Origin of the sequence: Corynebacterium sp. zg-331, assembly GCF_014267345.1 — a bacterium.
GTDB lineage: Bacteria > Actinomycetota > Actinomycetes > Mycobacteriales > Mycobacteriaceae > Corynebacterium.
The window spans coordinates 31,114-56,664 of sequence record NZ_JACMYD010000005.1; the positions used below are offsets into that span (position 1 = coordinate 31,114).

The following is a 25,551-nucleotide window of genomic DNA, read 5'->3' on the forward strand; positions in this document are numbered from 1 at the left end:
TGCGCGTATAGGTGTGCAGCCACCGAGCGCGCGGGGGCTTTGCTTCCCATTCATAGCTCTCACCCCTACGCCGCGAGGGGTTCTGCTGTGCGGACAACCGCAGCGCGAATGTCCGTGATTCGGGCGGCTTGGATGAGCTTCATCGCGGTGGCGAAGCTGGGCTGCCGGCCTCGGCGGATTCCACTGATGGTGCCGAGGGAGAGTCCTAGCTCGCGGGCGAGATGCTCGTCGGAGCTTAGGCCTCTGTCGGCGCGGATCTTGTCGAGCACCTGTGGTCGTATCTGATAGGTCATGGACACCTCCGAGTATGCAACGTGCGTTACATTTCGCAAATATACATATACAGCGCGTCATGCGCAACAGTGCCTGGAAAATTGCCTCCCCAACAGGGGAAATGTGGCTTCGCATGTTGCGCACACACCTCAGTGCGTGTACATTTGCGCAGCATGGAACACACGAAGTGGTTCACCCGACTCACCAACGGAGCATCAGCGCTGGCAGCCTCAAAGCAGGCATCGCCGCAGCTCAACAACGCCACACTTTCCCGACAGCTCAACCGAGGAACCTTCAGCGCCGAAGTAGTCATCGCGCTCGCACGCGGCTACAACGCCTCCCCCGTAGAAGCCCTCGCACAGACTGGCTACCTGCGCACCTCTGAGGCGACAGGCCAGGCCCCCGAGGCCATCGCGCAGCTACTCAGTGATCAGGATCTGATCCGGGAGCTGGCGCGGCGGATCGACGATGATGCCAGCGCGTGGAGCGACACCTTCGACCACACCCTCCAGTCCGCCACCACAAGCGTACCCGCTGCGGAGGATGATTTGGCCGCTCGGCGGGAGGGAAAACCCGAGGCGAAATCCGAGACAGGCGCCCCGGCGGCGGCTTATGATGATATGAGCGATGATGAGCTGATTGATCGGATTAACGCTGGTCAGGAGCGGATCGTCGCGCAGAAGCGGACTCCCCCGCTTGAGGAGGAGTGGACCTAGTCGCTAGGGGTCAATTATGTCCAGTACCGGGGACGTGCATCTGGATCGGTGGGCAGAGGAGCTGGGCGTGGTCATCGTGGACACTCCTCGGCTGCACCCGAGGCTAAATGCGTGCTATCACCACGGCGCGCGGCGCGTGTTCGTCTCGAGCCGGATTGATGGGGTGACGCGGCGGTGTGCGATCGCGCACGAGCTTGGCCATGCAGCGTATGGGCATGAGCGCGCGGAGGACGAGGAGTACACCCAGCGGCAGGAGCGGCAGGCGGACCTCGCCGCGCTCGAACGGCTGATCACCGTGGAGGCGTACCGGCAGGCTGAACAGGCGGTGGGGCATCACCCTAGCGCGATCGCGGCGGAGCTACGGGTCACCCCGTACTACGTGGAGCTGTGGCGCAGCCGCCACCAACGAGAGTCCAGCGCGTAGGGCTGACTCTAGACACAGGTGCTCTGACCACGTTTTCTTTATAAAATTTTACCTCCTGGTTGTGTACCAGCACCGCGCGCTATAGACTAGTCAACCTAGGCACCAACCCGAAAAGGATCAGAGCTGGGTTCCCGAATGGGAGTAGGGCTTTTACGTCCGAGAATTCCTTTGCCCCAGGGGTCGGTGCCTATTTATTTTATGTAAAGCCTTTTACTAACACGACCAAGGCACCCGTATAGTGGCAGAATTAGTAAAGATTTCAACCCACCGGGATCGAACAGAGGCACTACCTCCGACTATTCAGATAAACTAAACGGAAATATAGCTTTCACCACAATACATGCTACAACAAATATAATCATCGCTATCACGATAAAGCGAAGCGCTAGATCTAAAAAGGTGCATATTTTTGATACCCACGCATGATCTTTGCAGTAGGCGGCTATTCTTTCTTCTTCTGTGGGACTGTTGTATTGCCTTACAGCACGGTAGGCGATATAGTCAAAAAATGGGTTTACGGATAGTAGTGAACTCAGCGCCGCACCACCCGGTATGGAATCAATCCCACCAGATGATACGGACAAAGATGCAGTCTGCGCTGACCTATCCACCTCCTCACCTTGGCTATATAGTGAATCAAACTCACCTTGGCTAACCTGGTAGCTTTCGCCACAGGGGTCATCTGCGCTCATGGACGTAACCCGAGATTCTTGATACGGAACTCAACAGAATCAAGAGAAACTTGCAACCGCTTAGCAATACTTAGATCATCAAAGCCAGAATCAACGAGATGTGCCATCACATCGCGAGGCATCAGCAAAGACGCCGCGAAGCCATTAGCAAATATCTCTTCTTCATCGGTTCCGCAGGAAGCAAGGTATGCTCTTTTGAGAGCGTACTTATCACATGCGGGTGGAGCCATTTCCTTGCGTTGAAAATAATGCCCTAGTTCATGCGCTACCGTGAAGCGCTGCCGCACGGGGGCATGTTGCTCATTGATGAATATGTCTGGTGCATATTCCGCGCCGCGCTTGATGATGTAACCCGAGATACCGGCGGCCATTGGAGCCTTATAGACATTGATGCCTAGATCACGGGCAATAATGATAGGATCCACAGACATAGCACCCGGCATGCTGTCATACCATCGTTCATCAAGAACCTTTTGAGCCGCAGCTTCGTAGCTCACTACCATCACCCCTATCTATGTGGCACACATGCTAGTCGTCTAGCAGGAAAAATCCTAGCCATCAGCCCAAGATTTTTTGGTTCACCTGGTCCAAGATCTGATCTCGAGCTGCTTTCGAGTACCGCATGTACACCTCGGTGATCGTGCGTAGATCTCGCTGGCCCAGGATCTCCCCCACTGCGGGGATCGGCATGCCTGCCTCCGCGAGCGTGGTGATCAGCCAGACTCGCCCGTAGTGCGGACTCAGCCGCACGTCTGCATACCCGGCGCGTTGTTTGGCGCGGGTGAGGGTGGTTCTGTAGGAGGTGTCCATGACGATGTTGCCTTCTGCGGTGGCGCAGAGGGGTGCGTCGGGGTGGTCGCGGGTGATGTGGGTGAGGTGCCAGCGGATGTCGTTGTGGAATCGGGCGAAGATGGGGACGTCGCGGTAGCCTGCGGTGGTTTTGGTGGTGTCTTTGCGGATCATGCCGCCGTCTTTTGATCGGTAGGCGTTGCCTTTGATGTGGATGGTGATGGTGTCTCCATCATCGGTGATGTCGCGGCGGCGGAGGCCGAGGGCTTCGCCGATGCGGAGGCCGTGGAAGAAGGTGAGGATGGCGATGATTTTGTAGCGGCCGTCGATGCGGGGGTGGCGGTGGTCAAGGGCGTCGGTGATGGCGTTCATGACGTCGGCTTCGGGGAGGTCTTTGCGGTGGGGTGTGGGGCGTTTGCGGGCATCGGGCACGCTGACGGGGTTGGTGGTGATGAGGTCGCGGTCGACGGCGGCTTGGATGGCGGTGTGGAGGCGTAGGTAGGCGGCGCGGTTGGTGGGTGGGGTGTCGAAGGTGGTGGTAATGGCGTCCCACCAGGAGGCGACGTCGCGGCGGGTGAGCCGGGAGAGGGGTATGGCGCGGAGTTTGGCGGCATCGCCGGTGGTGTCCAGGATGCGCCAGCGGAGGGTTTTCTCGTAGTTTTCCCAGGTGGAGGGTTCTAGGGCTGTGGTGCCTCGGCGGCGCATGTCGAGCCATTTTGTGAGCCATTCGCCGACGGTGGTGTCGGCGGTGCGGGTTGAGGATTCTGGTGGTGTCCAGGCGTCGAACTCGATGAGTTTTTCTTGTTGGCGTAGCCAGCCTGCGGCGTCGTCACGGGAGTGGTAGGTCTGGGGTGCTTTGTGGCGGCGGCCATCGGGCCCGGTGTAGCGGGCGCGGTAGCGCCCGGAGGGGAGCTTGGAGATCTCGCCGAAGGAGCGTCGCTGTGCCATGCGGTTCCTTGTCTGGGGTTCAAAATTCTGCGCTCCCCCAGGTCGCGGTGTGGTGACTGTGTGGGGAGTGCATGGGGCAAATGTGGGGCTATCGTGGGGTTGTGGGGTAGAAATGGGGAGCGAAAGCGTCTTACTGCACGCTACTGCACGCTATAGCACACTTGCCATACCCGCAGGTCAGGGCGTTGCATCAAAGAAAAAATCCCCCTCACCTTGGCACTTGGTGAGAGGGTGTGGTGGAGCTAAGGGGAATCGAACCCCTGACCTTTGCATTGCGAACGCAACGCTCTACCAACTGAGCTATAGCCCCAATGGCTCACTATGCTAGCACCGCGCCGCGAATTGCACGAATCCGCAGGTCAATCACACCGCGGCCCGGCGCTCGTAGCCATTATCCGGGGCGTTGTCCCTCCCCATTCCCGCAGTGGAACGCACCTCCAGGTGGTGGAAGTCGGGGCTTTCGTCGTCCATCTCCACCACCACGGCGCCGGGTCGCAGGAGCTGGCGGGGAATCTTGAGGGCCTCGTCGTCGCGATGACGCACGCCCATGCGGGCACGACGCAGCTGGCGGATGCGGCGACGCCGCAGGGCCTCCTCCTGGCGCACCTGGGCGCGTAGCGCGAAGAGGTAGACGAGCAGCAGCAGGGCGAAGGCCCCCGGCGCGGCCCAGACCCAGCCGCCGAAGATCAACGCCAGGATGGCGGCCAGGGCGGTGGCTCCGCCGAGCCCCATGAGGGTGCGCTGGCGGCGCTGGTAGCGATCGGCGGAGTGGGCGGCGTCGGTCTCGGGGTCCCAGCCGCCGCGACCGCGCCTGCTGGCGGCGAACTCCAGTTCCTCCTCGCTGAGTTCATCCTCGTTCCCCTCCGCCTCGGCCGGGATTTCTTCGGCCTGCGGGGCCTCGGCGGCCCGCGCCTCCGGGGCCTGCTCGCCGGTGCGGTAGAGCAGGTCCTCCGGGGTGGTGTAGGTCTCGTCCACCTCGTAAGTTTCGGCGTCCTCCGCCTCGTCGGTGGTCTCGGGCTCCTCCTCGGCCTCCGTTTCCCTGGCGCCCGCCTCCAGCTCGTGCACCACGTCGCCCTCGAGGTACACCTCGGGCACCTCGTCCTCGCGTTCCTCGGCGCGATCGGACTGCACCTCCTCGGAGGCCACGACCTCGTAGTCCTCGGCGGGCTTGTCCTCGGGGTAACGGATGTCCTCGGCCTTAATCTTGGGTTTGCGCCGCATGATCCCGGAGAGCGCGCTGCCGCCCTCGTAGACCACGCGGGTCTCCTCGAGGGCCTCCCCGGTCTTGCGGATGGGTTTATTATCTCGCTGCAAAAGGGGGATGAGTACAAAGAGCCAGAGCACGATGATGAGGAGAATCAGCAAGCCACCGGTCGTCACGAGATTGCACCTTCCAGGGTAGGGGTAAACGCCTGTAGAATAGCCGCCCGCGCGGTCGGGACGGTCGAGGCACGCCGAGGTGCGGATCTCAGCGGATCAGCCCGGCGCGCCGCAGCCTGCTCACACAACTTCCGCCGTGCTCCCCGGCCACCTGGGCCACGAGGTGGTGGTCGCGCCAGGCACCATCGATGTGGAGGTTGGCCCGCAGGTAGCCCTCCTCGCGGTACCCGTTGCGGTGGAGCACGGTGCCGGAGGCGGGGTTGGTTGGCAGGTAGGTGGCGGTCACGCGGTGCAGGCCGAGCGGGCCCAGCGCATAGTCGGTGCCCAGGGCGCAGGCGGCGGTGGCCACGCCCCTGCCGGTGTAGCCCGCGTGCACCCAGTAGCCGATCCAGCATTCCGAGGCCGCGCCGCGCTGGATGCCGCCGAGGGTGAGCTGTCCGGCAAACTGCCCATCGACCTCGATGGCCAGGGCCACGGTATCGCCCCGCCTGGTGCTGCGTCGCAAGTGACGGTGGTAGCGCCACCACTGCCACGGGGTGTGGTGGGCGGCCCAGTCGCCGCGCAGGGTGGGTTCCACGGGGCGCAGCTGCGCCTCGTTGGCCCGGCGTTGCCGGCACCATTGGGGTCCGTCGCTCAGGCGCAGCGGGCGCAGGAGCACCGTGGCACCGTCGGGCAGGACGACGCTCATGACCCCTGGGAAAGGAAGAGAACCTCCACGATGTCGCCGGGACGGATCTCGGCGGCGGAATCGGGGATGCGGATCATGGCGTTGGCCGCCGATAGCCCGGCCAGCAGGTGGGCGGGCGCGCCGGTGGCCCCGCCCAATCCCTCCACGAGGTAATCGTGGGTCTCGGCGTCGCGCATGAGCCGGGCGCGCACGAATCCTCGCCGCCCCGGTATCGAGGTGACGTGGTTGAGCGCGCGGGCGCGCACCACGCGACGCTGGGCGTTGCGTTTGCCCAGGCAGAGCCGCACCAGAGGGCGCGCGAAGACCTCGAAGGTGACGAGCGCGGAGACGGGGTTGGCGGGCAGCAGGAACACCGGGACGCGGTCGTCTCCGAGCAGGCCGAATCCCTGCACGGAACCGGGGTGCATAGCCACGCGGGTGGTGTCAATGTCCCCGAGTTCCTCAAGGACGGCACGCACGCGCTGGGAGCCGGTGCCGCCCACGGCCCCGGAGATCACCAAGATCTCGCTGCGCATCATCTGGCCCTCGATGATCTCGCGCAGGCGGCGGCTCTCCCCCTCCGCGATGCCCACGCGGTGCACGTCCGCGCCAGCCTCTTTGGCGGCGGCGGACAGGCAATAGGAATTGACATCGTAGACCTGCCCGAGGCCGGGGTCGCGGTGGATGTCCACCAGCTCCGCCCCCACGGAAATCACGGAGACGCGGGGGCGCGGGTAGACCAGCACCTTGGAGCGGCCCACGGCGGCGAGCAAGCCGATCTGAGCCGGTCCCAGCACCGCCCCGGAGGAGACCGCCACGTCGCCCTTGTTGATGTCGTCGCCCGCCCGGCGCACGAAATCCCCGGAGCGCACGGGGCGCTGGGCGGAAACGCGCTTGCGCCCGCGGTCGCTCCAGTCGAGCGGCAGGACGGCGTCGGCCAACGTGGGCAGGGGTGCCCCGGTGTGCACGCGCACGGCCTGCTTGGGTTGCAGCCGCAGGGGTTGCTGGGAGCCCGCGGCCACCTCCCCCACCACGGGCAGGGATTTTTCTAGGGGCACCAGCGGCCCGGCGGAGGAGCTCAAGCCCCGCTCCCCGCCCACGTCCACGGCGCGCACGGCGTAGCCGTCGATGGCCGCCTGGGCGAAACCGGGAAGCGGGTTGCTCGCCTGCACCTCCTCGGCGCACATGAGCCCGAGCGCGTCCGCGATGGAAATACGCACCGGCTCGGGGGTCACCGCAGCATCCGTCACCAGGGCTAGCTGCTCGTCCACGGACCGCACTGGCCGCCTCCTTACTCCTTGTGCCCTCGTGATCCTAGCCGGGTTTCTTCCTCGTACCGGGCCAGGATCTCCTCGATGGCCTCCTTCAGCCCCGGCCCGTACACCGGGTGGCGCAGCCCAAAGTCCACGCAGGCCGGGATGTAGCCGCCCGGGTTGCCGAGGTCGTGCCGGGTACCCTCGTGGATCACCACGTGCACCGGGTGGCCCTCAGTGATCAGCAGCTCGATGGCGTCGGTGAGCTGCAGCTCGCCGCCCTTGCCGGGGGTGATGCGGCGCAGCGCATCGAAGATCGCCCGGTCGAGCAGGTAACGCCCGGTGGCCACGAAGTTCGAGGGGGCCTGGGCGGGGTCCGGCTTTTCCACCATGCCCACCACGCGCTTGACGTCCCCGCGCTCGGTGTCCTGCACGTCAAACACGCCATAGTTGTACACCTCCTGGTGCGGCACCACGAAGGCGCACAGCACCGACCCACCGTATTCTGCGCGCACGGCGGCCATCTTTTCCATCACGCCCATGGGAAGCACCAGGTCGTCGGGGAGCATGACGGCCACCACGTCCTCGTCTTCATCCAGGATGCTCTCCGCCAGGCCCACGGCATGCCCCAGGCCGAGGGGGTGCTCCTGGGTGACGGGCACGGCGTCGATGATGCCGCTGGCGTGACGAACCTTGCGCAGCTGCTCGTCCTTACCGCGGGTGTGCAGGGTGTCCTCCAGCTCCGGGGCGGGGGCAAAGTGCGCTAGCACTCCCTCCTTGTGCGGCGCGGTGACCACGGCCAGGCGCGAGGCCCCCAGGGCCACGGCCTCATCCGCGATGAGCTCGATGCCCGGCGTGTCTACCACCGGGAGCAGTTCCTTGGGCACCGTCTTGGTGGCGGGAAGGAAGCGGGTACCCAGCCCGGCGGCGGGAACAACGACCGTTTTGACCGCGTGCGGGTGTTCCGAAGTGGGTGCATTCATAACCTCACACCCTACCCATGCCCGCCCCGCCTCCCGTGCAGCGCCACGGTAGCCTGGGATAGGTGAGCAAAGAAGAACTGCGCCGCCTCCTGCTCCAGGCCCGCCGCCACCGCCGCGACAAGTCGCGTGACGACGCCGCCCTGGCCACCCAGTGTCTGCTCCTGTTGGAGACCTGCGGCCCCGGCCCCGTGGCCGCCTATCACCCGCTCCCCACCGAGCCCGGTCACGGCGCCCTGGTCGAGGTGCTGCGCGCCACCGGCCGCCGCCCTTTGCTCCCCATCGCGCTGCCCGACGGCACCCTGGCCTGGGCCTTCGACGGCCCCACCGCCCCCGGCGCGCTGGGGATAGCGGAACCCACCGGATCTCGATACGGCGTGTCCGCGCTCCGAGAGTGCGCCCTGATCCTGGTGCCCGCCCTGGGGATCACCCCGCGCGGGTACCGGCTGGGCAAGGGCGGCGGTTACTACGATCGCACGCTGGCCGAGCTCTCCTCCCCGCGACCGCCCGTAGCGGCCCTGGCCTATCCGGAGGAGATCCGCCCCGACATCCCCGTGGAACCCCACGACCAGGCGGTGGACTACCTCGTGGAACCGAGCGGGTGGCGCCCGCAGTCCAAGGAGGTATGTTCGCCCGGCTCCTGCTGATCCTGCGCACCCCCGGCTGGCGGCGCACCACCCTGCTGCGGCGCGCCCTGGCCGCGATGCTGCTGCTGTGCGCCCTCGTCCTCGCGGTCACGCCCCAAGGTACCCCGGTGCTCTTCTTCCGAGCGGAGCTGGCCACCGGCCAGGAGATCGCGGCGGGGGACGTGGAAATCCGCCGAGCCGCGCCCGCCCTCGTCCCCGGCACCGCGTTGCGCCGCCCCGAAGATGCCCTGGGCAAGGTTCTCATCGCCCCGGCGGTGCCCGGCGAACCGGTAACCCCCTCCCGGCTCCTCACCCCGGCCGCCCTGGACGGGCAGGTGGCGGTTCCCGTGCCGCTGTCCACCCCGGAGATCATGCACCACGGCGACGTAGTCTCCGTGGTCGCCCAGGGCGAGGAGGCTCAGCCGGACGTCATCGCCGCCGGGGTGACGGTACTCTTACCCCCTGGCCCGGATCGCCCCACGGCCCTGCTGTCTCTGCCGGAACGCGACGCCGCCCGGGTGGCCACCGCGGCCTTATCCACCCCGCTCACGGTGTTTTTTACTAGGGTAGGTTACGCATCTGTCGAATAATGTCTCATAGGAGGTTCCGCATGCTGAAGGGCTTTAAGGACTTCATTTTGCGCGGTAACGTCATCGAATTAGCCGTGGCCGTGGTCATCGGCTCCGCCTTTACCGCGATCGTCACCGCCTTTACCGATAGCATCATCAACCCCCTCATCGCCGCGCTGGGCACGAGCCCGGAGGTCGATGGCCTGGCCATCGAGCTGCGCGCGGGCGACGCCGCCACCCGCGTCGATTTCGGCGCCGTGATCAGCGCCGGACTCAACTTCCTCATCATCGCCGCCGTGGTGTACTTCATCCTGGTGGCCCCGATGAACAAGCTCAACGAGATGCAGGCCAAGCGCCACGGGATCGAGGAGGACAAGGAGGAGAAGGTGTCTATCGAGGCCAACCTGCTCTCCGAGATCCGCGACCTGCTCAAGGAGCAGGAGGCCGACGCTACGGGCGGGAATCACCGCGCATAGTGATGCGGCGGGCGCTGCTGGCGAAAGAACTCCTCGCTGCGGCGCTCAAAGAACTCCCGGTGCGGGGTATCGGCCCGGCGGTCGATATTCTGCGCCGAGCTGGGGCGTATCTTCCTGCGTCTCTTCTTCATCGCACTCACCTAGGGCAACTCGTCGATGACGTGGTGCGCCAGGGGCGCCAGGGTGGCCATGCCATCGCGGATCGCCGGACGCGATCCCGCTAGGTTCACGATCACGGTGGAGCCGGACACCCCGGCGATCCCCCGCGAGGTCGCCGCGTCCACCGCCCCACAGCCCAGCCCCGAGGAGCGGAGCGCCTGGGCGATGCCGGGAACCAGCTGATCGAGCACCGCCCGAGTGGCCTCCGGGGTCTTATCCCTGGGGCCCACCCCCGTACCGCCGACGGTGAGCACCAGATCCACCCCGCCCACCACGGCGGTCTCGATCGCCTGGCGGATGCGCGACTTCTTAGACTTGACCGTCACGATCCCGCCCACGCTAAACTCCGCTTCCTCCAACAGCTCGGCCACCAGTGCGCCGGTGCTCGCATCGCCCTGGTCGCTGACCAGCACCACCAAGGCCTTGTGTCGTTCCCGCGGTTGATCCTCCCGCTCGGCGGCCAGCAGGTCACCGACATCGGGTTCCAGATCGGGCAAAGGCGACGAGGACACGGAGGCCAGGCGATGTTCCATAGGGAATAACTTAGCTGTCCGTGAGCGTTACCTCTACTGAATGCGGCCCCGACTCCCCCGGGGAGAGCACCTCCAGGGTCACCGTTTCCCCAAAGTCGTGGGAGCGGGCGGCCGCGATGAGGGCATCCGAGGAGTCGATCGGGCGGTCGTTGAGCCTGGTCACCACGTCGCCCTCCTTGAGGCCCGCGCGGGCGGCGGGCCCGTCCGGGTTCACCCCGTTGATCACCGCCCCCTTCACCGGCGTGCGAGCAACCATGCCGAGGTCGTCGCGCAGCACGCTGACCCCCAGCATGGGCTGGCTGGCCTTGCCCTCGCGCACCAATTGATCCGCCACCCTCTTGGCAAAGGAGGAGGGGATGGCAAAGCCCAGGCCGATGGAACCAGCCTGATCCGTGCCGCTGCTCAGCGAGGCGATCACGGAGTTCATGCCAATGAGGTTGCCGCTCATGTCCACCAACGGCCCACCGGAGTTGCCGGGATTGATGGCGGCATCGGTCTGAATGGCATCGATGAGCGAGGACTCACCACCGGCCGCCGAGGCCCGCACGGGGCGATCCATCGCGGAGACGATGCCCGTGGTCACCGTGGAGGACAGCCCCAGCGGGGAACCGATGGCGATCACGGACTGCCCCACCTGCACCTGGTGGGAATCGCCGAAGGAGATGGCCGGCAGATCCTTCACGTCGCGGATCTTTATCACGGCGATATCCGTGGCGGCGTCCGCGCCCACCAGGTCGGCCGGGTGGACGCTGCCGTCGTTCAAAGTGACCTGAAGCTGAGAGTTGCGATCCCCCGCCACGTGCGCGTTGGTGAGCACCAGGCCGTCGGAGGAGATGATCGACCCGGAGCCCTCCTCCCCGCCGCGCATGCTCGCCACCTGGATGGAAACCACGGAGGGCAGCACCGACTGCGCCACCTGCTCCACGGAGCCGGCGGGGGCCTCCCGCTTAGCGGTCTGCTGCAGGGACGGCTGCTGTAAGGAGTTCACCACCTGGGTATTCTCGCTCTGCCGACTGACCACCATCCCGGTCACCGCGCCCGCTGCGATGGCGGAGACAGTCATGAGCGCCACGGTGGGCACCACGCCGAAGGAAACCCTCTTTTTTTCATCCCGTCGAGGTTGCGCGATTACCTCGGTCTCCTCGTGACGCGGCTGCTCCCAGCCCCAATTCTGCCCGTTGGTGCCGTTGTTCTTATCCATGGCACCCGATTATGCCCCCGACCGCTGACGCTTCGCTGCGAGGGGCGTTCCAGCTCCATGAGAGTTACTGCCCACTTCCTGTGCGCTTACTGCATAAAAAAAATCGTGCCCCGAGGGGCACGACAGGGCCGGGACCGGAGCCTAGAACTGCTCCACGTCCACCAGGCCGAGCTGGGCGGCCTTGACCAGGCGGCGCGGGATGCGCACGGTCTGGCCGTCGATGGTCACCTCCTGGAGGGCGACGTTGTTGGCCTTCCACTGCGAGCGACGCGCGTGCGTGTTGGCGCGGGACTTGCGGAACTTAGGTACTGCCATTTTCTTCTTCCCTCCTTACCTTAAGCCTGGGTCTTCTTCTTACGGCGAGCCATGCCACCGAAGCGACGCTGGAACTTCTCCACGCGGCCGGCGGTATCCATGACGCGCTGAGCGCCGGTCCAGAACGGGTGCGACTCGCTGGTCACGTCCACCACGATGAGCGGGTACTCGTTGCCGTCCTCCCACTCCACGGTGCGGTTGCTGGTGGCGGTGGAACGCGTCAGGAACTTCTGGCCAGTGCCAGCGTCCTGGAACACCACCGGGTGGTAATCCGGGTGGATATCCTTCTTCATATCTCTCGATTCCTAAGGTTGTACACTAGGTCGGTTCCCAGGGGGATCGTGCCTAGGTCGGCTCGGTCAAATCCTTTAGCACCCTACTATATGGGGTCCGCGTTCCGAAAATCCCCGCCGCCGCAGGATCCCCGCCGCCACCAGCGCCTGCACACCGCCGAACAACGCCACCCAGGCCGCATCACAACCCTGCGGCACCACCAGCCAGGGAATCAGGCTATTGATCATGTGCATGCCTCCGTGAGTGGCCACCCCAGCCCAGAGGGAACCCGTAGTCAGCCGCAGCGCCCCCGCCAACAGCCCCATCCCCAGGGGAAGTATCAGGTAGATCACCCGGTCCCCCGGGCTCTCCTGCCCACCGGAGGAAAGAAGATGGATGATCGTGAAGGCCGCCGTGGTCCAGGCCAGGGTAAGGCGCGGATATCGCGCGTGACGTCGGCCAGCCAGCCGCGATAGACCAGCTCCTCCGGCAACCCCTGAAGAATATAGGAACGCACGAAGGCAAAGATCACGCTGCCCACCAACACCCACCCGGTGGGATACTGCCCCAGAAACTCCGTGGTGACCGCGCCCCGCAGGTAGCCGATCCCGATATAAAGAAGATGCACCACGAGCATCAACGGCACGATGATCGCGGTACCCAGCCAGAAGGTTCCCGGCCGCGCCAGAACCCCCCGCATCGGCCGTCCTTCCACCCAGCGCATCCACGCCACCGTGAACGCGACGATGAGCAGGCAGCTCATCAGGTACCACGCCGCCCACCGCCGCGGGGTTGTCCTCGCCCCGCGGACGCACCGCATTGCCTGTAAAAAGCACCGCACAGGCCATCACCGCGCGCAGCGTAAGGCCCCACCAGTTCACCGGAATACGCGGAAAAGTCGTCATGGCTTCACTCAACCGCCGCCGCGACCCACGCACCAGGCCCCGCGGTCACGCATAATCATGACCCCGGTCATGGGTAGACCTAGGTAGCGTGGAAACCATGCCCGCCGTCCCGCGCTTTTACCTCCACCTGCTTTTCGGCCTGGCACTTGTCCTCTATACCTTGGCCTTCGTCGGATCGCGGCACGCGCCGCTTGGCGCCGCCCTCGGACTCGCGCTGTGCGCCCTGTGGTCGCGCGGCGTCGCTCCCCGCCTGACCGGGCTAGCCTTTTGCCTGGTATCCCTAGCCTGCTACATCACCGCCAATTGGGTATCCAGCGCCATCGTTTTGTTCCTGGCCATCCTTGTGCCCGTCTTCAGCATTCACCGGGTAGCGGCGCTGATCTTCCTAGCCCTCGTCACGGCCCTCACCGGTATCATCCATCTCTCTACGGGTCATCCCACCCGGGCCCTGTCCGAATCCCTCTCTATCGGCGCGCTGCTGGGCGTGGGCTACGCCTTCGCCGCCCAGATCCAGCAGCTCCAGCGCCAGGCCACCATGGCTCAGGATCTTCTCCTGACCCGCGAGCGCGAGCGCACGGCCCGCTCGCTCTACGACGGCCTGGGCCACCGCCTCACCGCCGTCGTCCTCGGCATCGACGCCGCGCTGCGACTGCCCGCCGATCCAGCCCGCCGGGAACTCACCAGGGCCCGCGACACCGCTATCGCGGCCCTGGACGACATGGGCGCCACGGTGCGGGCCATGACGCCCATCGAGCTGCGCGACGGCGACCTCATACAGACCCTGCGCTCCGTAGCCGACTCCTTTTCCTCTACCACGCTGCGCGTCCACGTCACGGGCGGCGGGCAGGCCCCGGAACCCCTGGCGTTGCTGGCCCTGCGCTTTACCCAGGAGGCCCTGACCAACGTAGTACGCCACAGCGACGCCGGTACGCATCGAAGTCCAGGCCGAGCACGGCGGGTTACGCATCCAGGCCCGGGACGACGGCTCCCCCACCTCTTTTACTCCCGGTTATGAGATCACCTCGCTCGATCGCCGCGCCCGGGAGATCGGCGGGCGCGTCACCGCCTCCGCCGACGAGGGGTTCCGCCTGCGCATGGAGGTGCTGTGCGCGTCATACTGATCGACGATCATCAGGTGGTTCTCCACGGCCTGCGCATGGTGCTGGAAACGTTCCCGGACGTCGAGGTCGTCGCCACCGCCACCGATGGTTCCCTGGTGAGCGCCCTGATCCGCGCCCACCACCCGGACATCGTGGTCACCGACGCCGCCATGCCGGGTTGCAGCGGCCTGGACGTGCTGGTGCTCACCACCTTCGACCAACCGGGCTTGGTCTCCTCCCTCATCGAGGCCGGCGCCTCCGGTTATATCCTCAAGGGGGTATCCCCGGAGGAACTTGTCTCCGCCATGCGCGCGGCTCTCGCTGGCGGCCTGGCGCTCGATCCCCGGGTGACCCGTTATGCCCACAGCGAGCTGGCCCTGCTGACCCGCACGGAAAAGACCGTGGCACGACTCGTGGCGTGGGGCCTGAGCAACAGGGAGATCGCCGAGGAATTGGTCCTGGCCGAGGGCACCGTGAAAAATCACGTCTCCGCCCTGCTGCGCAAGCTGCGCGCTCGCGACCGCACCAACCTGGCCCTCCGGCTGGCCCGACAATTAGGAGATTTGGGCCCGAGGCGCTAGGATTGTCGATTGCTGTTGTCGAAAAACATTCGTCTTCGCCCCCGTCTGCTGACTTTTAGTGCTTTGACGTGGGCGGCTAGGAGAAAGTTACACCCATGTCGGCTATTTGCCAGGTCACGGGACGCAAGCCGCAGTTCGGCAAGTCCGTCTCGCACTCGCACCGCCGTACGTCGCGCCGTTGGAACCCCAACATCCAGCGCCGTCGGTTCTATCTGCCCTCCGAGGGCCGTACCATCACCCTCAACGTGTCCACCAAGGGCCTGAAGGTCATCGACCGCGATGGCATTGAGGCCGTGGTCGCCAAGATTCGAGCACGTGGGGAGAAGATCTAACAGATGGCACGCAACGACGTTCGCCCGATCATCAAGCTGAAGTCGACGGCTGGCACCGGTTACACCTATGTCACCCGGAAGAACAAGCGCAACAACCCGGATCGCATCACGCTGAAGAAGTACGATCCGGTAGCCCGCAAGCACGTCGAGTTCCGCGAGGAGCGATAATTCATGGCTAAGAAGTCCAAGATCGCCAAGAATGAGCAGCGCAAGGAAGTTGTCGCCCGCTACGCGGAGCGTCGCGCCGAGCTCAAGGCCATTATCAAGAACCCGAACTCGTCCGATGAGGAGCGCCTGGACGCGCAGTTCGAGCTGAACCGTCAGCCGCGCGACGCCTCCCCCGTCCGTGTTCGCAACCGTGACTCCCACGACGGCCGTCCGCGCGGTTACCTCCGCAAGTTCGGCCTCTCTCGCGTGCGCATGCGCGAGATGGCTCACCGCGGTGAGCTGCCGGGTGTCCGTAAGTCCAGCTGGTAGGAGTTGTGCATCAATGAAGCGTAACAACGCAAAGCGCGCTCGCGTGGAGCAGAGCCGTCGCCCCAAGAAGAACCCGCTGAAGGCAGCGGGCATCGAAACGGTGGACTACAAGGACATCAACACCCTTCGTCAGTTCATCTCCGATCGCCACAAGATCCGTTCGCGCCGCGTCACGGGGCTGACCCCAAAGCAGCAGCGCGAGGTCGCCACCGCCGTGAAGAACGCGCGCGAGATGGCTCTCCTGCCGTTCACCAGTCGCTAACTGGGAAGAATCACAACAGCGGATGAACCCGCCCACTCTTGGTAGTGGGCGGGTTCCTGCCATTTATGCTAGTACCCATGCACCCTTCGCTGACCGATCTTCTCGACCAGGCTCCCGCCTGCGCCGAGCCCGCCCAGCTGCGCGGCTTCATCGCGGAGTCCCACGACCTGGCCCGCAACGCGCTGCGCCACGGCGAGGCGGCCGTGACCGTGGCACGGTGGTACTCCCGGCTCACCGCACGCCTCCTGGGTTCCCCCTCCCTGGCAGATGAGCCCCCCGTGATCCCGGTGGGCGCGCTCGCCCGCGGCGAGGCGCTGCCCTCCACGCCCCTGCTGTGGGTGGCCCCGCGGATCCCCAGTGTGCAATCCGGTTTCTGGGAGATGGGCCGTGATCTTGGCACGTCCCCGGCCCCGCCCTCGCTCGACCAGGCCCTGCGGCAGCGCCCACCGGCCATGCGCACCCTCGACGGCCTGCCGGATCTCGATGCCACCGTGAGCATCCAGGAGCATCTCCTCGGCCCGGCCGCCCTCCTACGGCAGTGCGCACACCACCTCACGCAGGAGGAAAACGAGTCCCTCACCCAGGCCTGGATCACCGGCATGGAGCTAGAGGCGCAGCGCTGGCGCGATCGCGTCCCCTCCACGCTGCCCGCGCGCGACCTACCGGCCCTACAGCGCAGCGCCTTCGGCGCCGCCGCCCGATCGCTCTCCCTCGTGATCCGCTCGGTGGCCGCGCGCAATACCATCACCATCGACACCGACGTTTCATAAGGAGCCAGCGCTATGGCAGGAGCAGTGGGACGACCCCGCAAGAACAGCCCGCGCCGTCGCGGCAATACCGCGCGCGAGGAGATCCTCGACGCCGCCTCGGAGCTTTTTACCGTGCAGGGCTTTGCCACCACCTCCACGCATCAGATCGCCGATGCCGTGGGAATCCGGCAGGCCTCCCTGTACTATCACTTCCCGTCCAAGGCGGAGATCTTCCTCACCCTCTTGAAGTCCACCATCGAACCCTCGGCGCAGCTCGCGGACTACCTGGGGGCCACGGAGGCCTCCGCGCCCCAGCGGCTGTGGTCGCTGGTGGCGGCGGAATCCCGACTCCTGCTTTCGAGCCGGTGGAACGTGGGGCGACTCTACCAGCTGCCCATCGCCGCCTCCGAGGAATTCGCGGAGTACCACGCCCAGCGCGAGGGCCTGCGCACCACCTTCGAGGCCCTGGCGGCGGACATCGTGGGGGCCGGAGATCCCCGCTGTATGCTGCCCTTCCACATCGCCATGTCCGTGATCGAGATGCGCGATAATACCGGCGTGGCCCCCCACCAGGGCGAGGGTCTGCCCCCCACGGCCATCATGCTGGCGGACGCCGCCCTCGACGTGTTGCACACCCCCCCGCCCGAGGAACGGGTGGCACGCACCCTCGAGTTGCTCAGTGCGCGAAGTGCCGCGCGCCCGTGAGGTACATCGTCACCCCGGCCTTCTTCGCGGCCTCGATCACCTCGTCGTCGCGGATGGAGCCGCCAGGCTGCACCACGGCCTTGACCCCGGCCTGAGCCAGCACCTCGAAGCCGTCGGCGAAGGGGAAGAAGGCGTCGGAGGCCGCCACGGCCCCCTCCGTGCGATTGCCCTCGCCCAAGGTGTTGGCGCGCTCCACCGCGAGCTTGGCGGAGTCCACGCGATTGACCTGCCCCATGCCCACCCCCACGGTGGCTCCCTCGCGGGCAATGAGGATGGCGTTGGACTTCACCGCGCGCACGGTGCGCCAGGCAAACTCCAGTTCCTTGCGCACCTGCTCGGAATCCTCGCCGGCCACCAGCGTCCAGGCGGCGGGATCGTCGCCCTCGGCGTCGAGAGCGTCGCTGCGCTGCACCAGCAGGCCGCCGGAAATCTGCTTGATCTCCTTCGCCCCGCGCTCGGGGGCCTCGGCCTCCAGGATGCGCAGGTTCTTCTTGGTCCGGAGCAGGTCCAGCGCCTCCGGGGCGTAGGAGGGTGCGATGACCACCTCGGTGAAGATCGGCTTGATCTGCTCGGCCATCGCCAGGGTCACCTCGCGGTTAGCGGCGATCACCCCGCCGTACGCGGAGAGCGAATCGCAGGCGTGGGCGGCGGCGTGAGCGGCGGCGATGTCCCCGGCCACCGCGATGCCGCAGGGATTGGCGTGCTTGATGATGGCCACGCACGGCTCGGCGTGATCCCAGGCGGCACGCCAGGCGGCGTCGGCGTCCTGGTAGTTGTTGTAGCTCATCTCCTTGCCGTGGTGCTGGGTGGCACCGGCCAGGCCACCGCCGGCCACGTACAGCGCGGCGTCCTGGTGCGGGTTCTCGCCGTAGCGCAGCTCGTGGGCCAGGCGGTAGGAGCCCCCCACCCACTGCCCCTCGGAGATCCAGGTGGCCACGGCGATGTCGTACTCGGCGGTGTGTCGGAAGGCCTCGGCGGCCAGCGCCCGGCGCTGCTCCAGGTCAAATCCGCCGTCCGCCACGGCGCGGGCCACCTCCGCGTAGCGTTCGGGATTGACCACCACGGCCACCGAGGGGTGGTTCTTGGCCGCGGCGCGCACCATCGAGGGGCCTCCGATATCGATCTGCTCCACGCAGGCGTCAAAATCCGCCCCCGAGGCCACCGTTTGGCTAAACGGGTAGAGGTTGACCACCACCAGCTCGAACGGCTCCACGCCCAGCTCCTCGAGCTGGGCCAGGTGATCCTCCTTGCGGGTATCGGCCAGGATGCCGGCGTGGACGCGCGGGTGCAGGGTCTTGACCCGGCCCTCCAGGCACTCCGGGAAGCCGGTGAGTTCCTCCACCCGGGTCACCGGCAGCCCGGCGCCCGCCACGGTCGCGGCGGTGGAGCCGGTGGAGACGATCTCCACCCCCGCCTGGTGCAGGGCGGTGGCCAGTTCCACCAGGCCGGTCTTGTCATAGACGCTCAGCAGGGCGCGCTTGATGCCCTTGCGGCTTTCGCTCATCTGAGATTCTCCTGTTGCTGTGCGGATAGCACCCGCACAATGAGTTGGCGTTCAACGGTCTTAATGCGCTCGTGCAGCATGGCCTCGTCGTCCCCCGGCTCCACCCGCACCGGCTCCTGCGCGATGATCGGGCCGGTGTCCACGCCCTCATCGACGTAGTGCACGGTCGAACCGGTGACCTTCACCCCGTAGGCAAGGGCGTCGCGCACGGCGTGCGCCCCGGGGAAGGCCGGCAGCAGGGCCGGGTGGGTATTGATGGTGCGCCCCCCGAAGCGATCGAGGAAGGCCGGTCCCAGGATCTTCATGAACCCGGCGGAGACCACCAGGTCGGGGGAGCCCACGGCGTCGGCAAGCGTGACATTCCAGGCGTGGCGATCGGGCTGCATGGCCACGACCTCGGTGGGCACCCCGACGTCCGCCGCGCGCTCCAGGGCGCGACAGGGTTGATCGGCGATCACCTTGGTCACCCGGTAGCCCCCCTGATGATCCAGGATAGCCTGGAGCAGCGTTCCGCTGCCGGATACCAAAACCACAACATTCAATGTCACGCGCTCAGCCTACCCGCCGCGGTGCGCACCAACCCAGCCGCGACCCCCACCCCGGCCACCCAGACAAAGGCCAGCGGTCCCGCCAGCCAGGCCAGCGGCCCGGTCGCCCCGTAGACCCCCAGCTCACCGCCGGCCAGGTGGGTACCCACCAGGGTCAGCACCCCCGCGCAGCCGCCCGCGTACACCGCCTCGCGCCAGGTCGGTGTCCGCCGCCACCACAGCGTCACGGCCGCCCCGGCCGGGATCGCCAACAGACTCACGGCCCAGGGCCAGGCCTGCCCCGGCACCGCGAAGAGCGGCAGCGGCGGCAGCGGCACCAGGTGAATACTAAAGAGGCTGATCGACGCCTCCCCCGCATGGAACTCCGCCCCCAGTAACACTGCCGCCGCCGCGATCACCGCGTTGGGCAGATAGAGCAGGCTCACCGCCACCGCGCCGGGTCCCACCTCCCGCCAGTTCCACACCAACGCCACCAGCCACACCACCGCCGCGGCGCCGAGGAGATACAGGAGGTAACGCACCGCGTCCCGGGCCCACTGCGGCCGGGGGCGGCCCAGCAGCAGCGCCAGGGTATGCACGATGAGGGTGGTGAGGAAGGCCCAGGGGGAGGGCACATCGACGGGGTAGACAGCGCGGGCATCGAGAAGCATGAGCCAGGCGATCCCGGTGAGCGCCAGCGGCACACCCAGCAACAGGCCCACCTCGAATCGGCGGGTGGGTCGGGCACGGCTGAGCAGCCAAATCATGCCCGCGGCGGGCAGCAGGGGTAGAAAGCCCAGGGTGATCCCGCCCAGCCGAATGGGGGCCATGTTGAGGATCAGCCAGAGTTGCGCCGTCGCGGCGGGCATGGCCCCCAGGGAGGTGGAGGTCACGAGCAGGCCGGTCATGGCGATGACCACGATGACTAACAGCACCACCACGTGCGGCAAGAGCACCGTGGGCAGGTAGCGCTGAGCGGCCTTATCCCGCTGCGCGGTGGGCGCGGTCACCTCGCGGTGGGCGCGGCGCCGGGAATCTCCGGGGCGTCTATTACTGCTCATCTTCTTGCTCACCGTGCCAGCATATCTCCGATATAGGGCAAAACAGGTTGCCCCGCTCCCACCGAGACGCTATCGTTACACTTCGTAGATAACGAAAGGGTCACGATTCGCTAACGTGGCGTTACTTCGACGGATGGAAGTGAACGAGTTGGGCAGGCACCACAAATTCAATCCCTCTCAGACGACCAAGGGCCGCATCGCCCTCATGGCCGTAGCCACGGGCGCCGTTTCTACCGCGGGGGCGGGCGGGGCCGCCGCCGCGCAGCACTCCGGCTCCCACTCCGTCAATTACGCCCTGGCCAGCGATGCCGAGGAGCTTCCCGCCTCCTCCCCGCAGATCCTGGCGATCTCCGAGTTCAAGCCGGCCACCGGCATCGAAGATCAGCTCGGCAAGGCCGTCAAGTACGCCTCCGAGCGCGCCGAGGCGGCCAAGGCCGCCCTGCTGACCGCCCAGTCCTCCACCGCCCCCGGCCAGGAGGGCTCCTCCACCGCCGTGGCCAACGCCCTCGGTGCGGTCAAGCCCGCCATCGGGGTATTCACCTCCGCCTTCGAGGTGCGCTGGGGCACCTTCCACAAGGGCGTGGACATCGCCAACGCCGAGGGCACCCCCATCCGGGCCGTGCTCGACGGCACCGTGATCGACTCCGGCCCGGCCTCCGGCTTCGGCCAGTGGATCCGCATCCGCCACGATGACGGCACCGTCACCGTCTACGGCCACATGTCCACCCTCTCGGTCAGCGTGGGCGAGCGCGTCACCGCCGGCCAGGTCATCGCCGGGATGGGCAGCCTGGGCTTCTCCACCGGCCCCCACCTCCACTTCGAGGTGCACCCCGCCGGCGGCGACGCCATCGACCCCGTGCCGTGGCTCGCCGCGCACGGCATCTCCCTATAGCTTCTCCATCGGCAACCCGCCGATGAGCATCAGGCGCACCGTCCCGGCCGAACCGAAATCGATAGTCACCGTAGCGTGTGCGCCTATTCCGTCTGCGGCAATCACGGTGCCCAGGCCGTACTTGGCGTGATTGACCCGATCCCCCACCACCAGGTGCAGGCTGTTGTTCCTGGTGCGCTGGGGGGCCATCTTTTTCTTCCCTTTCTCCTCGTCCTTCCACTCGATAAGGTTCGAGGGGATCTCCTGCAGAAAGCGGCTGGGCGGATTGTTGATCGGGTTGCCCCAGGCCGAGCGCAGCGTGGCGCGGGTAAGGTACAGCCGCTCCCGCGCGCGAGTAATCCCCACGTAGGCTAATCGACGCTCCTCCGCCAGCTCCCTGGGATCGCCCAGGGAACGCAGGTGCGGGAACTGACCGTCCTCCCACCCAATGAGGAACACCACCGGGAACTCCAGTCCCTTGGCCGTGTGCAGGGTCATCAGCGTCACCATGCCCTGTTCCTCGTCCGGGATCTGATCCGCGTCCGCCACCAGGGAGACGCGCTCGAGGAAGGCCTGGAGGCTGCCGTCGAAGTCCTCCCGGTGGGCGGCCTCGGAGGAAAACTCGCGCCCCACGGAGACCAGCTCGTTGAGGTTGTCTAGCCTCGCACCGTCCTGAGGATCGCTGGATCCCTCCAGCTGCGTGCGATAGCCGGTGGCCTCCAGGATCTCGTTGATGAGCTCCCCGATGTTCTCGGACATGTTCTCCCGCAGCCTAGCCATCATCTGCACGAAGCGCCCCACCGCGTTGCGGCCCCGAACCCCAAGCATGTCCACCTTACCCGCCGCGGCATCCTCCAGCGCCCGGCTAAAAGAGATCCCCTCCTGCTCGGCGTGCAGCGCGATGAACGACTGCGCGCGCTCACCGATCCCGCGCTTGGGCGTATTGACGATCCGCCGCGCACTCACCGTGTCCTCCGGGTTATCCAGGACCCGCAGGTAGGCCACCACGTCGCGGATCTCGCGGCGCTCATAAAAGCGAGTACCGCCCACCACCTTGTACGGCACCCCCGTGCGGATGAACACGTCCTCCAGCGCCCGCGAGGAGTTATTGGTGCGATACATCACCGCGATGTCGGAGTACGTCATTCCGCTATCGACGAGCCGATCCACCTCCGCCGCGATATAACGAGCCTCGTCGTGCTCGTTATCCGCCACATAGCCCAGGATCTTCTCCCCCTGTCCCAGGGCGGTCCACAGGCGCTTGTCTCGGCGATTCTCGTTCCGCGCGATCACCGCGTTGGCGGCGTCCAGGATGGTCTGGGTGGAGCGGTAATTCTGTTCCAGCAGCACCGTGCGCGCGTCCGGAAAATCCCGTTCGAACTCCTCGATGTTGCGGATCGTGGCCCCGCGGAAGGCGTAGATGGACTGGTCGGAATCGCCCACCACGCACAGCTCGCTGGCCCCCTCGCCGCGGCCCACCAGGGTAGACACCAGCTCGTACTGGGCGTGGTTGGTGTCCTGGTATTCGTCGATGAGCACGTGCCGGAAGCGGCGCCGATAGTACTCCACTACCTGCGGATAGTCCCAGAAGATCCGCACCACCTCCCCGATGAGGTCGTCAAAGTCCACGGCATTGGCCTGGCGCAGGCGCGCCTGGTATTCCGCGTAGACCCGCGCCAGCGTCGCCTCCTCGGGCTCGGTAAGCTCGTTTTTGGCATGGGAGATCGCCGCGGCCAGCGCCCGAGGGGTCAGCCGCTTGGGATCGAGGTTCATTTCCTTGGCGATCATGCCCAGCAGGCGGCGGGAATCGTCCGCATCGTAAATGGTGAAGTTCTGCTTCAGGCCCGCAAGCTGCGCCTGCTGGCGCAGGATCCGCACGCACACGGAGTGGAAGGTAGACACCCACATGCGCTGCGCAATGGGCCCCAGCCGCTCGCGCATTTCCGCGGCCGCCTTATTGGTGAAGGTGATGGCCAGGATCTGCCCCGGCTGCACCCCCCGGTGGCGCATCAGGTAGTCGATGCGCCGGGTGAGCACGGCGGTCTTGCCCGAGCCCGCACCCGCCACGATGAGCAGCGGGGAGCCCGTGTGCTCCACCGCCGCGCGTTGCTGTTCATTGAGAGAATAATCCATGATGCCTACCAACCTACCCGGCGGCCGTGGCAATATAGTTCCATGAGCACCGAGGACGAGATCCAGCGCTACCGCGAGGAAATCAACAGGCTCGACCAGGAGATTCTCGACGCCGTCAAGCGCCGCACCGAGATCTCCCGGATCATCGGCCGCACCCGCCGCGACTCCGGCGGCACCCGCCTGGTGCACGCCCGCGAGGTGGCCATCATCAATCACTTCCGCGAGGAGATCGGGGAGGAAGGACCCGCCCTGGCCGCTATTCTGCTGCGCATGGGGCGGGGAAAATTGGGTTAATAAAATGGATCACGCCCAGGCAAGCAATCAGTATTTCTACCGCTGCCAGGACGGGCGAAATGCCAAGGCCCGTCGAATTGCCGAATAGGAAGAATAGGGACGGAAACCAGCCCGTGCTTCCCAGAAACAAGGCGACGATAAGGGCCAACCACGCCGCGAGGCGGCGAGAAAAACCCCAAAGAATGAGAAGAATGCCGACCGCCAGCGCACTGTGGAGGCACACCACGAGGATAAGGCTCGGCACGCAATAGCGGGCTACGAGCACCAAGACAAGCAATCCCACTTCGGCCGTCACCAGGGCGATGAGCAGTGCTTTTGCGCCCCGCACGTCCCTGGCCGTAATGGATCGCTCGTACAAGTAATCCCATCGGGATAACAGCAGCAGGAACAGCACCACGACCACCGCGCAGGGGAGGAAATTGGCCAGATGATTCTCTGGTTGAATAAAATCTCCCAGGGGGTGCGGCAGCGCCGTATCGTACTTCCATGCCGCCGCCAGCGCCATGAGAAAAACCAGGGAACTCGCGCCCCACTGGCGCACGTGAAAATAACCTACCACGGCCCCACCGCCGTATTGGGATCTGCGCACTTCTCCAACTCCATGACGTAGGGCTTTATCTCCCGGGCGAGCGCATCGGCATCGGTTCGATCCCCCATCCAGTCGCTAATCCTGCCATCGTGCGTAGAAAAAGAAACATACCTGGGAGCACCCGGAAAAAGAATCCTTTTGGCCACAAGCCCAATCTCGAATCCTATAGTCTCGTAGAAACTGGGATCATAATCCACGCATCCCCGCATCTGATCACGAAGATACGACGAAGCTACAGTAGACAGCATCGCCGCCTGGTGTCTGATGGAATCCAGCGTGGGATTGCCATCTGCCCTCGGAAAATCGCGCAAAGAATGCGTGGTGGTTATGCCCTCGGGAACGCGCACCCCGGCCCCCCGGAGGAAATCGACATATTCGGGCCACTTGCCGTTCAAGGCCTCGATATAGACACGACTTTCCTCCCACCCGCAGACCCTGCTTCCCCGATACTCATCGGTGCAGGAAAGCCTCTGCGGAAGGGCTCGGGGCACCAGGTCATACCCCGGGACCAGGACCGCAAGAAGAATCAGCAACGCGGCACACAGCGAGGATACCGCCACCCTCCCCTTTCTTCCCACCAGAAGAAATAAAAGGCAAAGCCAAAGGAACACCATGAGGGAGAAGACCGAGGCAATGCCATGCCCCACGGAGAGAGAAAGATCTACCCGATCGCCCAGCCCCTCCGCCGGGGGAACCACGATCGGGAGGGGAGAAAACGCATGGTGATACTTCCCCGCAAGAACTAGGAGGGCGGCGAAGAAAAAGGCCGCCACGGGGGCCAGAATCTTTTTACCGTGCAGCACCACCCCCATCGCCATCCCGGCGGCGCCGGCCGCAGGCGGCCAGAGAAGATAGTACCCTGCCAACCACCACCAGGGCTCGCCGCCCGGGGTCACCGCCATCAGCTTCCAGAGCAGGATACCGAGAGAGGCCCCGAGGAAAAGATACCCGCCCATCAGCACGGGGAGCATGAGTAAGAAGAAGAACCTCACCCCAGACCTGGAGCAGGATCGCAGGTACTCCACGCGGGCACCCGCCACCGACCACGCGGCCCCCAGGGCAAGGAGCATACCGCCGAGGGTGATCACGTTCCAGGCCTGGGCGTTAAAGGAGGGCCAGTACCCAAAAACCTGCGCCCCGCCCAGGGCATAGGCCAAGACGGGCAGAGGCATCAAAGGTATTATTAT

General features: G+C 65.8%; 36 protein-coding genes and 1 tRNA gene. 15 read left to right on the plus strand and 22 right to left on the minus strand.

Translation table 11 applies throughout. The features are described from left to right. Positions 1 to 65 precede the first annotated feature (65 nt). Positions 66 to 293 (minus strand): helix-turn-helix transcriptional regulator, encoded by a 228-nt coding sequence (locus tag H7347_RS06955; protein WP_152822693.1) that lies wholly within the window; start codon positions 291 to 293, stop codon positions 66 to 68. A gap of 153 nt (positions 294 to 446) precedes the next feature. Here H7347_RS06955 and H7347_RS06960 point away from each other — a divergent pair, with 153 nt between their 5' ends. Both H7347_RS06960 and H7347_RS06965 read left to right on the plus strand, forming a co-directional pair. After that, positions 447 to 989 (plus strand): hypothetical protein, encoded by a 543-nt coding sequence (locus tag H7347_RS06960; RefSeq protein ID WP_152822695.1) that lies wholly within the window; start codon positions 447 to 449, stop codon positions 987 to 989. 16 nt (positions 990 to 1,005) lie between these two features. After that, on the plus strand, positions 1,006 to 1,413 hold the full coding sequence (locus H7347_RS06965) for an ImmA/IrrE family metallo-endopeptidase (RefSeq protein WP_152822697.1): 408 nt from the start codon (positions 1,006 to 1,008) through the stop codon (positions 1,411 to 1,413). Positions 1,414 to 1,709: 296 nt separating this feature from the next. On the opposite strand, the gene H7347_RS06970 is transcribed toward H7347_RS06965, so the two are convergent. The 8 genes from H7347_RS06970 to H7347_RS07005 form a co-directional block, all read right to left on the minus strand. Further along, on the minus strand, positions 1,710 to 2,105 hold the full coding sequence (locus H7347_RS06970) for a hypothetical protein (RefSeq protein ID WP_152822699.1): 396 nt from the start codon (positions 2,103 to 2,105) through the stop codon (positions 1,710 to 1,712). Beyond that, the gene (locus H7347_RS06975; protein WP_186337345.1) at positions 2,102 to 2,602 is read right to left on the minus strand and encodes an ImmA/IrrE family metallo-endopeptidase; all 501 of its coding nucleotides are present in this window, start codon (positions 2,600 to 2,602) and stop codon (positions 2,102 to 2,104) included. The genes H7347_RS06970 and H7347_RS06975 overlap by 4 nt, the downstream gene beginning before the upstream one ends. A 61-nt stretch (positions 2,603 to 2,663) precedes the next feature. Further along, positions 2,664 to 3,842: a site-specific integrase gene (locus H7347_RS06980; RefSeq protein ID WP_152822704.1), complete on the minus strand. Its 1,179-nt coding sequence runs from the start codon at positions 3,840 to 3,842 to the stop codon at positions 2,664 to 2,666. 234 nt (positions 3,843 to 4,076) lie between these two features. Continuing rightward, a tRNA-Ala gene (locus H7347_RS06985) sits at positions 4,077 to 4,152 on the minus strand. Between the two features lie 53 nt (positions 4,153 to 4,205). Further along, a complete protein-coding gene (gene glpR / locus H7347_RS06990) occupies positions 4,206 to 5,222 on the minus strand; it encodes a gephyrin-like molybdotransferase receptor GlpR (RefSeq protein WP_186337346.1) in 1,017 nt (338 codons plus the stop codon). An 88-nt stretch (positions 5,223 to 5,310) separates the two neighbouring features. Continuing rightward, positions 5,311 to 5,910 (minus strand): GNAT family N-acetyltransferase, encoded by a 600-nt coding sequence (locus H7347_RS06995; RefSeq protein WP_152822706.1) that lies wholly within the window; start codon positions 5,908 to 5,910, stop codon positions 5,311 to 5,313. Further along, positions 5,907 to 7,169, minus strand: coding sequence for a gephyrin-like molybdotransferase Glp (gene glp / locus H7347_RS07000; protein ID WP_186337347.1), 1,263 nt, complete (start codon positions 7,167 to 7,169; stop codon positions 5,907 to 5,909). Before glp ends, H7347_RS06995 begins: the two co-directional genes overlap by 4 nt. 11 nt (positions 7,170 to 7,180) lie before the next feature. Beyond that, positions 7,181 to 8,125 carry a UTP--glucose-1-phosphate uridylyltransferase gene (locus tag H7347_RS07005; protein WP_152822709.1) on the minus strand — a complete coding sequence of 315 codons (945 nt, stop codon included), beginning with the start codon at positions 8,123 to 8,125 and terminating at the stop codon, positions 7,181 to 7,183. A gap of 62 nt (positions 8,126 to 8,187) precedes the next feature. Between H7347_RS07005 and H7347_RS07010 the strand changes: the two genes are divergently transcribed. From H7347_RS07010 to mscL, 3 genes are read left to right on the plus strand one after another with little or no spacing between them, the layout of a single operon-like run. Next, positions 8,188 to 8,769: a 5-formyltetrahydrofolate cyclo-ligase gene (locus H7347_RS07010; protein WP_370513938.1), complete on the plus strand. Its 582-nt coding sequence runs from the start codon at positions 8,188 to 8,190 to the stop codon at positions 8,767 to 8,769. Beyond that, positions 8,748 to 9,338, plus strand: coding sequence for an SAF domain-containing protein (locus H7347_RS07015; RefSeq protein ID WP_152822711.1), 591 nt, complete (start codon positions 8,748 to 8,750; stop codon positions 9,336 to 9,338). The genes H7347_RS07010 and H7347_RS07015 overlap by 22 nt, the downstream gene beginning before the upstream one ends. Before the next feature lie 20 nt (positions 9,339 to 9,358). Continuing rightward, complete coding sequence (gene mscL, locus H7347_RS07020) at positions 9,359 to 9,793, plus strand: large-conductance mechanosensitive channel protein MscL (RefSeq protein ID WP_152822713.1); 435 nt, start codon at positions 9,359 to 9,361, stop codon at positions 9,791 to 9,793. On the opposite strand, the gene H7347_RS07025 is transcribed toward mscL, so the two are convergent. From H7347_RS07025 to H7347_RS10775, 7 genes are all read right to left on the minus strand, one after another. Continuing rightward, positions 9,781 to 9,924, minus strand: a complete 144-nt coding sequence (locus H7347_RS07025; RefSeq protein ID WP_186337348.1) for a hypothetical protein — start codon at positions 9,922 to 9,924, stop codon at positions 9,781 to 9,783. The two genes, mscL and H7347_RS07025, sit on opposite strands and share 13 nt — an antisense overlap. A gap of 9 nt (positions 9,925 to 9,933) precedes the next feature. Further along, positions 9,934 to 10,485, minus strand: coding sequence for a molybdenum cofactor biosynthesis protein B (locus H7347_RS07030; protein WP_152822714.1), 552 nt, complete (start codon positions 10,483 to 10,485; stop codon positions 9,934 to 9,936). A 10-nt stretch (positions 10,486 to 10,495) separates the two neighbouring features. Next, on the minus strand, positions 10,496 to 11,686 hold the full coding sequence (locus tag H7347_RS07035) for a trypsin-like peptidase domain-containing protein (RefSeq protein WP_152822716.1): 1,191 nt from the start codon (positions 11,684 to 11,686) through the stop codon (positions 10,496 to 10,498). A 141-nt stretch (positions 11,687 to 11,827) separates the two neighbouring features. Continuing rightward, positions 11,828 to 12,001 carry a 50S ribosomal protein L32 gene (rpmF, locus tag H7347_RS07040; protein ID WP_055122723.1) on the minus strand — a complete coding sequence of 58 codons (174 nt, stop codon included), beginning with the start codon at positions 11,999 to 12,001 and terminating at the stop codon, positions 11,828 to 11,830. A gap of 20 nt (positions 12,002 to 12,021) precedes the next feature. Beyond that, complete coding sequence (locus tag H7347_RS07045; RefSeq protein WP_152822718.1) at positions 12,022 to 12,294, minus strand: type B 50S ribosomal protein L31; 273 nt, start codon at positions 12,292 to 12,294, stop codon at positions 12,022 to 12,024. A gap of 75 nt (positions 12,295 to 12,369) precedes the next feature. Continuing rightward, entirely contained in the window at positions 12,370 to 12,741 is a 372-nt protein-coding gene (locus tag H7347_RS10770) for a type II CAAX prenyl endopeptidase Rce1 family protein (RefSeq protein ID WP_227659065.1), read from the minus strand. Next, positions 12,624 to 13,037, minus strand: a complete 414-nt coding sequence (locus H7347_RS10775) for a hypothetical protein (RefSeq protein ID WP_227659076.1) — start codon at positions 13,035 to 13,037, stop codon at positions 12,624 to 12,626. Before H7347_RS10775 ends, H7347_RS10770 begins: the two co-directional genes overlap by 118 nt. 239 nt (positions 13,038 to 13,276) lie before the next feature. Here H7347_RS10775 and H7347_RS07055 point away from each other — a divergent pair, with 239 nt between their 5' ends. From H7347_RS07055 to H7347_RS07090, 8 genes are all read left to right on the plus strand, one after another. Continuing rightward, complete coding sequence (locus tag H7347_RS07055; RefSeq protein ID WP_152822721.1) at positions 13,277 to 14,194, plus strand: histidine kinase; 918 nt, start codon at positions 13,277 to 13,279, stop codon at positions 14,192 to 14,194. A gap of 90 nt (positions 14,195 to 14,284) precedes the next feature. After that, entirely contained in the window at positions 14,285 to 14,860 is a 576-nt protein-coding gene (locus H7347_RS07060) for a response regulator transcription factor (RefSeq protein WP_186337349.1), read from the plus strand. Positions 14,861 to 14,955: 95 nt separating this feature from the next. After that, positions 14,956 to 15,192, plus strand: a complete 237-nt coding sequence (gene rpmB / locus H7347_RS07065; RefSeq protein ID WP_018119125.1) for a 50S ribosomal protein L28 — start codon at positions 14,956 to 14,958, stop codon at positions 15,190 to 15,192. A gap of 3 nt (positions 15,193 to 15,195) precedes the next feature. After that, on the plus strand, positions 15,196 to 15,360 hold the full coding sequence (gene rpmG / locus H7347_RS07070; protein ID WP_055122719.1) for a 50S ribosomal protein L33: 165 nt from the start codon (positions 15,196 to 15,198) through the stop codon (positions 15,358 to 15,360). Positions 15,361 to 15,363: 3 nt separating this feature from the next. After that, positions 15,364 to 15,669, plus strand: coding sequence for a 30S ribosomal protein S14 (rpsN, locus tag H7347_RS07075; RefSeq protein ID WP_152822723.1), 306 nt, complete (start codon positions 15,364 to 15,366; stop codon positions 15,667 to 15,669). Between the two features lie 13 nt (positions 15,670 to 15,682). Further along, positions 15,683 to 15,931 carry a 30S ribosomal protein S18 gene (rpsR, locus tag H7347_RS07080; RefSeq protein WP_018119127.1) on the plus strand — a complete coding sequence of 83 codons (249 nt, stop codon included), beginning with the start codon at positions 15,683 to 15,685 and terminating at the stop codon, positions 15,929 to 15,931. Between the two features lie 77 nt (positions 15,932 to 16,008). After that, on the plus strand, positions 16,009 to 16,701 hold the full coding sequence (locus H7347_RS07085) for a hypothetical protein (protein ID WP_152822725.1): 693 nt from the start codon (positions 16,009 to 16,011) through the stop codon (positions 16,699 to 16,701). A 12-nt stretch (positions 16,702 to 16,713) separates the two neighbouring features. Then, entirely contained in the window at positions 16,714 to 17,385 is a 672-nt protein-coding gene (locus H7347_RS07090; protein ID WP_152822727.1) for a TetR/AcrR family transcriptional regulator, read from the plus strand. Here the strand turns inward: H7347_RS07090 and purH are convergent. From purH to H7347_RS07105, 3 genes are read right to left on the minus strand one after another with little or no spacing between them, the layout of a single operon-like run. After that, entirely contained in the window at positions 17,357 to 18,889 is a 1,533-nt protein-coding gene (purH, locus tag H7347_RS07095; protein WP_152822728.1) for a bifunctional phosphoribosylaminoimidazolecarboxamide formyltransferase/IMP cyclohydrolase, read from the minus strand. The two genes, H7347_RS07090 and purH, sit on opposite strands and share 29 nt — an antisense overlap. After that, entirely contained in the window at positions 18,886 to 19,437 is a 552-nt protein-coding gene (gene purN / locus H7347_RS07100; protein WP_186337350.1) for a phosphoribosylglycinamide formyltransferase, read from the minus strand. Before purN ends, purH begins: the two co-directional genes overlap by 4 nt. Beyond that, positions 19,434 to 20,477 carry a DUF6350 family protein gene (locus tag H7347_RS07105; RefSeq protein WP_152822730.1) on the minus strand — a complete coding sequence of 348 codons (1,044 nt, stop codon included), beginning with the start codon at positions 20,475 to 20,477 and terminating at the stop codon, positions 19,434 to 19,436. The genes purN and H7347_RS07105 overlap by 4 nt, the downstream gene beginning before the upstream one ends. Positions 20,478 to 20,610: 133 nt before the next feature. On the opposite strand from H7347_RS07105, the gene H7347_RS07110 reads away from it, so the two are divergent. Continuing rightward, the gene (locus tag H7347_RS07110) at positions 20,611 to 21,369 is read left to right on the plus strand and encodes a M23 family metallopeptidase (protein WP_152822732.1); all 759 of its coding nucleotides are present in this window, start codon (positions 20,611 to 20,613) and stop codon (positions 21,367 to 21,369) included. Here the strand turns inward: H7347_RS07110 and H7347_RS07115 are convergent. Next, a complete protein-coding gene (locus H7347_RS07115; protein WP_152822734.1) occupies positions 21,364 to 23,481 on the minus strand; it encodes a UvrD-helicase domain-containing protein in 2,118 nt (705 codons plus the stop codon). The two genes, H7347_RS07110 and H7347_RS07115, sit on opposite strands and share 6 nt — an antisense overlap. A gap of 42 nt (positions 23,482 to 23,523) precedes the next feature. Between H7347_RS07115 and H7347_RS07120 the strand changes: the two genes are divergently transcribed. Continuing rightward, entirely contained in the window at positions 23,524 to 23,775 is a 252-nt protein-coding gene (locus H7347_RS07120; RefSeq protein ID WP_152822736.1) for a chorismate mutase, read from the plus strand. Here the strand turns inward: H7347_RS07120 and H7347_RS07125 are convergent. Both H7347_RS07125 and H7347_RS07130 read right to left on the minus strand, forming a co-directional pair. Continuing rightward, the gene (locus H7347_RS07125; protein WP_186337351.1) at positions 23,738 to 24,334 is read right to left on the minus strand and encodes a hypothetical protein; all 597 of its coding nucleotides are present in this window, start codon (positions 24,332 to 24,334) and stop codon (positions 23,738 to 23,740) included. The two genes, H7347_RS07120 and H7347_RS07125, sit on opposite strands and share 38 nt — an antisense overlap. Beyond that, complete coding sequence (locus H7347_RS07130) at positions 24,328 to 25,536, minus strand: hypothetical protein (protein WP_152822739.1); 1,209 nt, start codon at positions 25,534 to 25,536, stop codon at positions 24,328 to 24,330. The genes H7347_RS07125 and H7347_RS07130 overlap by 7 nt, the downstream gene beginning before the upstream one ends. Between the last annotated feature and the right edge of the window lie 15 nt (positions 25,537 to 25,551).

Coding starts and splice junctions, on each gene's coding strand:
- H7347_RS07115 (WP_152822734.1), bottom strand. CDS start 23,481: ATGGATTATTCTCTCAATGAACAGCAACGCGCGGCGGTGGAGCACACG.
- H7347_RS06960 (WP_152822695.1), top strand. CDS start 447: ATGGAACACACGAAGTGGTTCACCCGACTCACCAACGGAGCATCAGCG.
- rpmB (WP_018119125.1), top strand. CDS start 14,956: ATGTCGGCTATTTGCCAGGTCACGGGACGCAAGCCGCAGTTCGGCAAG.
- H7347_RS10775 (WP_227659076.1), bottom strand. CDS start 13,037: ATGAGCTGCCTGCTCATCGTCGCGTTCACGGTGGCGTGGATGCGCTGG.
- H7347_RS06995 (WP_152822706.1), bottom strand. CDS start 5,910: ATGAGCGTCGTCCTGCCCGACGGTGCCACGGTGCTCCTGCGCCCGCTG.
- purH (WP_152822728.1), bottom strand. CDS start 18,889: ATGAGCGAAAGCCGCAAGGGCATCAAGCGCGCCCTGCTGAGCGTCTAT.
- H7347_RS07015 (WP_152822711.1), top strand. CDS start 8,748: ATGTTCGCCCGGCTCCTGCTGATCCTGCGCACCCCCGGCTGGCGGCGC.
- H7347_RS07035 (WP_152822716.1), bottom strand. CDS start 11,686: ATGGATAAGAACAACGGCACCAACGGGCAGAATTGGGGCTGGGAGCAG.
- rpmF (WP_055122723.1), bottom strand. CDS start 12,001: ATGGCAGTACCTAAGTTCCGCAAGTCCCGCGCCAACACGCACGCGCGT.
- rpsR (WP_018119127.1), top strand. CDS start 15,683: ATGAAGCGTAACAACGCAAAGCGCGCTCGCGTGGAGCAGAGCCGTCGC.
- H7347_RS06955 (WP_152822693.1), bottom strand. CDS start 293: ATGACCTATCAGATACGACCACAGGTGCTCGACAAGATCCGCGCCGAC.
- H7347_RS07005 (WP_152822709.1), bottom strand. CDS start 8,125: ATGAATGCACCCACTTCGGAACACCCGCACGCGGTCAAAACGGTCGTT.
- H7347_RS06970 (WP_152822699.1), bottom strand. CDS start 2,105: ATGAGCGCAGATGACCCCTGTGGCGAAAGCTACCAGGTTAGCCAAGGT.
- H7347_RS07025 (WP_186337348.1), bottom strand. CDS start 9,924: ATGAAGAAGAGACGCAGGAAGATACGCCCCAGCTCGGCGCAGAATATC.
- H7347_RS07120 (WP_152822736.1), top strand. CDS start 23,524: ATGAGCACCGAGGACGAGATCCAGCGCTACCGCGAGGAAATCAACAGG.
- H7347_RS07055 (WP_152822721.1), top strand. CDS start 13,277: ATGCCCGCCGTCCCGCGCTTTTACCTCCACCTGCTTTTCGGCCTGGCA.
- rpsN (WP_152822723.1), top strand. CDS start 15,364: ATGGCTAAGAAGTCCAAGATCGCCAAGAATGAGCAGCGCAAGGAAGTT.
- H7347_RS07045 (WP_152822718.1), bottom strand. CDS start 12,294: ATGAAGAAGGATATCCACCCGGATTACCACCCGGTGGTGTTCCAGGAC.
- H7347_RS06980 (WP_152822704.1), bottom strand. CDS start 3,842: ATGGCACAGCGACGCTCCTTCGGCGAGATCTCCAAGCTCCCCTCCGGG.
- H7347_RS07090 (WP_152822727.1), top strand. CDS start 16,714: ATGGCAGGAGCAGTGGGACGACCCCGCAAGAACAGCCCGCGCCGTCGC.
- H7347_RS07030 (WP_152822714.1), bottom strand. CDS start 10,485: ATGGAACATCGCCTGGCCTCCGTGTCCTCGTCGCCTTTGCCCGATCTG.
- H7347_RS06965 (WP_152822697.1), top strand. CDS start 1,006: ATGTCCAGTACCGGGGACGTGCATCTGGATCGGTGGGCAGAGGAGCTG.
- H7347_RS07130 (WP_152822739.1), bottom strand. CDS start 25,536: ATGCCTCTGCCCGTCTTGGCCTATGCCCTGGGCGGGGCGCAGGTTTTT.
- mscL (WP_152822713.1), top strand. CDS start 9,359: ATGCTGAAGGGCTTTAAGGACTTCATTTTGCGCGGTAACGTCATCGAA.
- H7347_RS07105 (WP_152822730.1), bottom strand. CDS start 20,477: ATGAGCAGTAATAGACGCCCCGGAGATTCCCGGCGCCGCGCCCACCGC.
- rpmG (WP_055122719.1), top strand. CDS start 15,196: ATGGCACGCAACGACGTTCGCCCGATCATCAAGCTGAAGTCGACGGCT.
- H7347_RS07110 (WP_152822732.1), top strand. CDS start 20,611: ATGGAAGTGAACGAGTTGGGCAGGCACCACAAATTCAATCCCTCTCAG.
- H7347_RS07085 (WP_152822725.1), top strand. CDS start 16,009: ATGCACCCTTCGCTGACCGATCTTCTCGACCAGGCTCCCGCCTGCGCC.